Annotated in this window: 3 protein-coding genes; all 3 read left to right on the top strand. The window is 50.6% G+C overall.

Features of this window, described 5'->3' with window-relative positions; genetic code table 11:
- Positions 1 to 200 precede the first annotated feature (200 nt).
- Entirely contained in the window at positions 201 to 2,399 is a 2,199-nt protein-coding gene (locus tag RW092_RS11705) for an ATP-dependent helicase (RefSeq protein WP_316010272.1), read from the top strand.
- A gap of 242 nt (positions 2,400 to 2,641) precedes the next feature.
- On the top strand, positions 2,642 to 4,960 hold the full coding sequence (locus RW092_RS11695) for a helix-turn-helix domain-containing protein (protein WP_410055533.1): 2,319 nt from the start codon (positions 2,642 to 2,644) through the stop codon (positions 4,958 to 4,960).
- A gap of 74 nt (positions 4,961 to 5,034) precedes the next feature.
- Positions 5,035 to 6,384, top strand: coding sequence for a sodium-dependent transporter (locus RW092_RS11690; protein ID WP_316010271.1), 1,350 nt, complete (start codon positions 5,035 to 5,037; stop codon positions 6,382 to 6,384).
- Positions 6,385 to 6,488: the final 104 nt, after the last annotated feature.

Genomic DNA, 6,488 nt, shown 5'->3' with positions numbered 1-6,488 from the left:
CACGTATGAACTCAGTTGAACGAACTTAAAAGGACGCCGCCAGGCGTTTTTCTTAATTGGCCCCCTGTAACGCTGTCGGCATGGGGCTCACCGGTTCCCATTGTACCATGATTTGATGACTGGATGACTAGGTGGTGCCATTCTAGCAAAATTGCGTTATAGTAGGTAATGCAATCGGAACATTCGAAAGGGCAGTCATCATGAATAAAACAAGTTCCTTCTTCCTTCGCAAGAAAGAAGAATTAGGTGTTGAATTAAATGAAATCCAGAAGCAAGCGGTCCTTCAAACAGAGGGACCCTTGCTATTGTTAGCTTCACCAGGATCGGGGAAGACCACAACGATCATTATGCGAATTGGGTATCTGATCGAAGAAAAAGGCGTTCTCCCCAGAAGGATTAAGGCGGTGACGTTTAGCCGCGCTTCAGCGCACGATATGAAGGAGCGGTTTAACACCTTCTTCCCAGAGCTGACACCGGTTGATTTCTCCACGATTCATAGCTTGGCCTTCGAGGTGGTGCGGGAGCATTTTCGTGCGACCCAGACGCCGTTCCAGATCATCGAAGGCGATATCGACGCGGCCCAGCAAGAAACCAGCGGTTCGGAGCAACTCCCGCTACACAAGAAGATCATATTGCGGAATCTCTATAAAGCGATCACCGGAGAGAATATCACAGATGACCAGCTGGACGAGCTGACGACCTATATTAGCTATATCAAAAATAAAATGATCCCCTCCGAGCAATGGTCCGCGGTTAAAGTGGAGGTGCCCCATGCCGAACGGATCTTGCGGGAGTACGAGCTCTTTAAGCAGTCTGGCACCCGGTCGCTGCTGCTTGATTATGACGACATGCTGGTGGTTTGCGAACGCATCCTGGCGGAGAATGAAGGGGTGCTTCGCAGGTATCAGGGGCGTTATGATTATGTCCTCACAGATGAGAGCCAGGATACGTCCAGGGTGCAGCATGCGATTATCGAGAAGCTGGTGCAACAGCATCGTAACCTATGCGTCGTTGCCGACGATGATCAAAGCTTGTATAGCTGGCGAGGGGCCGATCCTGCATATTTACTGAACTTCAAGCAGGTCTATCCGGAGGCGTTGATCTTGTTTATGGAGCAAAATTACCGATCCACACCGGATATCGTGAACGTTGCCAACACGTTGATCCAGCGCAACCAAGATCGATACCCGAAAAACATGTTCACCGAGAATCCCCCGCATAAGCCAATTGAGATTCGCTGCTTGGACGATTACGGCGATCAGGCCAAATATCTGGCGAAAGAGATTCAGCAGATCGAGAACCTTGCCGAGGTGGCGATCCTTTATCGGAATAATTCCTCATCCATCGCTTTAATGAACGAATTTGATCGTGCGGGCATTCCTTTTTATATGAAGGATGCGGATAACCGGTTCTTTTCCCATTGGGTTGTCGAGGATATCCTGAATTTCATGCGGATGACGTTCACGGATAAACGTCCCGATATTCTGGAGAAAATCCATCTGAAATTTAATGGTTATATCAGCAAGGAGCAGATGGCGGCGCTGCTCAAGATCCAGAATGACGAATCGGTCTTTGATAATCTGCTGAATCGGGTGCCGTTGAAGGATTATCAAGTGAAGCAGCTGCAGATGTGCAAGGAAACGTTTCAGGAAATGAAGGGGATGCCGCCGCTGCATGCCATTCACGTGATCCGCGATCGCTTGGGCTATGAGAAAGCCCTTGAGAAGATTTGCGAGTGGAAGGGGTTCCGTATGGAATATCTCTTGGGGATCTTGAACACGCTGGAGGAAATCGCGGCGGAATTGGCGACCATGGAGGAATTCGCCGCCAGATTGAAATACTTGGAGTCGATCTTGCGAACGGCGAGAACCAAGCGAGGGCAAAATGCGGTCACGTTCTCGACGATGCACAGCTCCAAGGGCTTAGAGTTCGAGCGCGTGTATATGATCGACCTAGTGGAAGGGATCATTCCGTCTAAGGCGGATAAGGAGAACACGGACATGATGGAGGAGGCGACCCGGCTATTTTATGTGGGGATGACCCGGGCGAAGAAACATCTGGAGCTTCTGACTTACAAGAAACGGGATGGGGCAGAGGTGACGGAGTCGAGGTTCGTGGCCTACGTGAGGTACATCCAACTTCCACCTCAAGCGGCCGCGGCTTCGTCTGCGGCTTCGCCTTCCATCCCTGCTTCAGCACAGGACAATCCCAATGCCATCCGAACGTTGGCTGAGCTGAGGGAGGGAGAATCAATCGTCCACCGGGCTTTCGGAAAGGGAACAATTCTGCAAGTGAATGGGGAACGAGTTCATATCCGATTTGAGGAGGGGGAAAAAGCTTTATCAACGACCACCTGTCTCCAAATGGGCTTATTGGAACGGGCGGAGGATGCATCCTAGCTAAGCGATGCAAATATACGCTAGGAAGTAAACATAACTTGAAATAAATAACTACTTGACGCTGATCAGTTCAGCGTCTTTTTTTTGATCAACCGCCTTGCAAGAAAAATCAATTCCAGGAAATGTGCGGCCCCTCCCGAATTTCCTTTATTCTGCCTGCCTGCAAAAATAAGCGATTGCTGGAAATCCACGGGCATCTTAGAGTGATTACATCGAACTTCAAAGGGAAAGGAGAGGGAAACATGGCTTCCTCCTTGGAACCGATTACAAAACAGACAACGTCTGTAACCAGGGCCCGCAGTCATCGGCTGCGACAAATGGGAAAAATCCTGATGCGGGATAATTTCCTGTATGTATTAGCCTTACCGGGCCTGCTGTATTTTCTGATCTTCAAATACGTTCCGATGTGGGGAATCATCATCTCATTTCAGAACTATTCGCCTTATCAGGGAGTGCTGGCCAGTCCTTGGGTGGGACTGGAGCATTTCCGGCGCTTTTTCTCCAATCCTGATTTCTTTATGTTGTTTCGAAATACGCTCGCGATTAATACGTTGTCGCTGATCTTCTTTTTTCCGCTGCCCATCCTGCTCTCCTTAATGCTTAATGAAGTGAGGCAACAGGCATACAAGAAAATTGTGCAATCCATCGTGTATCTGCCGCATTTCTTATCCTGGGTCATTATTGTAGGGATTACCTTCATCTTGTTCTCAACGGGAGACGGAGCGGTGAATCAGATGTTGGTGAGTTTAGGCTTTGAGAAGATCGATTTTCTGACCAATAAAAATTATTTCTGGGCCATGCCTTACGGGGCGTTGATCTTCTATTTGGATCAGTCGAAGCTGGTGCAAATGGTAGAAGGCATGTCGGTTGATAATGAAGGCGCTTCCTTTTTGATGGGCAAGGATGGCTCGCTGCTGGTCTCCCCGTCGTCCCTGAACCGGAAAAATGCGGAGTTGGAGCTTGCCGTGCAGGAGAGCGTCATGCAGCGGAAGGAGGAGACCGGCTCTTATCTTTTTCAATGGAAGGATAAATCCTATTTAATTTCGTACGGGGAGTATTCCCGCTTAGGCGAACCTTGGAGATACGTCACCACGATGCAACTGTCGCAACTCACCGCGCCGATCGTGATTATCTCCCGAATTATATTGGGGATGGGAGCCGTCGGGCTGATCGTGGCTTGCCTGCTCTCCTGGATGGCTTCGCATCGGCTCTACCGTCCGATCCGCCGGTTGGTTCGTTTGGTCAAAATGCAGAAGCCGGACCCCGGGCCGGAAGTAGGGGATGAATTGGACTATATCGCCAATCAGTGGACCCATTTGAGCGAAGAACGCAAAGCCTTGGAGACGAAGCTGAAGCAAGCGTATCCTTCGCTGCGGGCCGCCTTTATGATGCAGTTGGTGCAAGGGCATGTGTACTCGCTGAAGGAGCCGGAGATCCGCGCAAGGTTACAGACCTTTGGCTGGTCCTCGGAATCGCAGTGGTTTGGACTTATGCTGGCGCGGGTTACCGGGATGTCCAAGGCGGATAACCGATTTATGGAGAACGATGAATACCTGATCTCCTTTGCCGCAGCCAATATCGCGCAAGAAATGGTACGAATCCGGGGGATTCAAGCGGAAATCATCAATTTCCATGACCTCACCGTGGGAATCCTGCTTTCATATCCGTCCGAAACCAGAAAAATGCATGTCAAAGAAGAACTGTTCAGCCTGGCTGAGGATTTAGTCCGCACGATAAGTTCGCTGCTGAAGATGCAAACGACGATCTGCATTGGGCGGCTAACCACCGAGATCAAGGATATTCCGGATATGCTGCCGTTTCTTCAGAACGCGATTCTATATCGGGATCTGAAGGAACAATGCCAGGTACTTGATCTGGAGGAGATTCTGCCCTATACGCCGCAAGAGGTTCATTATCCCTTCGCTTTGGAGAAGGAGCTGCTTCAAGCGTTGCGGATGGGGCAATGCGAGCAAGCGATGCAGCGGATCGAGGCCATTATCTCTGAGCTGGTCGTGCATTCGGGCAACGAGAAGCTATTGAAGGAAGGCGTCATGCAGGTGCTGGGAAGCATCATGCATACGTTATTGGAGACCGGCTACCAACCTCATCAGTTGTACGAAGGAGATAATCTCTTTGAGCAATTGAGTCAGATTCGGGAGCCGGAGCAGATCGTCCGTTTTTTTCAGCAAAAAATTATCCTTCCGTATGCCCAGAAGTTAAGCGAGGATCAGACGGCCCGGGCGAAGCCGCTCATCGAACAGGTGACAGCGATGCTCAAGGATCAGTTCGCCGCAGGGATTTCGCTCGAAGCGTGCGCGCATCATTTTAATACAACGCCTTATACGCTGAGCCGCTTGTTCAAACAGGTAACCGGCATGAATTTCATCGATTATGTAACGGCTCTCCGGATTGAGAAGGCGAAGGAGCTGCTCAGTGACTCCGATATGAAAGTGAATGAAATTGCGGAGCAGGTGGGGTTACAACCGTCCTATTTTATTCGGCTGTTTAAGAGGTTTGAACAGATTACGCCGGGACAATATCGAGAGAAAGTTATGAAATAAAGGAAAAATTTCATATCCATACCTCCAGCCTTTTTCATTATAATAGAGAAATATAAAAATATTTGGGGGTTGTTATGAATACTAAGCAAACTCAGCTCGGCGAGGGGCGGAATGAGCGATTCTCTTCTGCCGGATTTATTTTGGCCGCGATCGGCAGTTCCGTTGGTCTCGGCAACATGTGGAAGTTCCCTTACATTACAGGCCAAAACGGGGGAGCTGCCTTCTTCCTGATCTTCATTATCTGTTTGATCCTGATCGGCTTGCCTCTGTTGTTAGCGGAGCTGGCCATTGGGCGCTCAGGGCGCGGAAGTGCATCCACGTCCTTTGTAAAAGCCGGCGGTCCTAAAGTGTTTGGCCGTCTTGGGCTGCTGCAAGTTATCGCTCCATTTCTTATTTTGAGCTTCTATGTCATCGTTGCGGGCTGGACGCTCCATTATGCGGTTCAATCCTTCAGCGGAAGTTTGTATGTCGATTCGGACTATAGCGGGAAATTTGGTTCGTTCATCCAAGGCTTCATGCCGCTCGTATGGCAGGTGGCGGCTGTGCTGATTACCGCCATCGTGGTAGGGAAAGGGATCTCCGGCGGGATTGAAAAATTCAACAAGGTGCTGATCCCGGGGCTCGTCGTCCTTCTGATCATTTTGATGATTCGAGCATTAACCTTGCCGGGAGCCGGGGAGGGCGTTTCCTTCTTCCTTCAACCGGATTTCTCGAAGCTGAGTCCGGAGGCGGCTTTGGTTGCGCTGGGACATGCCTTCTTCTCGTTATCGCTGGGGATGGGGATTTTGCTCACTTACGGGGCCTACGTGGACAAGCGCCAATCCCTGGGCACGGCTACGCTGGCGATCGGGGCTGGGGACTTGATCTATGCGTTTATTGCAGGCTTGATCATCTTCCCAACAACCGCATCTTTTGGCTTAGAGTCGAATGCCGGGCCGTCTTTGGTCTTCATCGCGCTGCCGGCTGCATTCTCGGCGATGCCGTTTGGCGCCTTCTTCGGCGGGTTGTTCTTCGTCCTGCTGGCGATTGCAGCCTTGACTTCCTCGGTATCCTTGCTGGAAGTGCCGGTGACTTACGTGATGGACCGTTGGGGATGGGGCCGCGGAAAATCCGTAACGATCATCAGTGTGTTGGTTCTGTTGATCGGGCTGCCTTCCGTCTTGTCCTTTGGGCTCGTACCGGCTTTGTCAGACATGGGCGGGAAGAACTTCTTCGACTGGCTTGATTTCATTACCTCGAACATTTTGCTGCCAATCGGCGGCTTGATTACGACCCTCTTTGTAGGGTACTTTTGGAAAAAGGCTGCGGAAGCCGCGGGGCTCAAGTCCGGTTGGTTCCGGTTATGGCTGTTTATGGTTCGGTATATCGCACCGGTACTCGTCGTACTCGTGCTGCTGCATACTACCGGAGTGATCAAGTTTTAGAAAGAGAATGCAAGGGGCGCGGGAATCGCGCCCTTTTTAGTGTGGCATCCATGGCGATTAACTAGGTGGTGAAAGTCCACTGTGGGGGTTTGTAGTTACCAACC

Source organism: Paenibacillus sp. 3LSP, assembly GCF_032465655.1.
Taxonomy (GTDB): domain Bacteria; phylum Bacillota; class Bacilli; order Paenibacillales; family Paenibacillaceae; genus Fontibacillus; species Fontibacillus barengoltzii.
The sequence above is the reverse complement of the archived record's forward strand: the minus strand, read 5'-3'. Positions and strand labels throughout refer to the sequence as shown.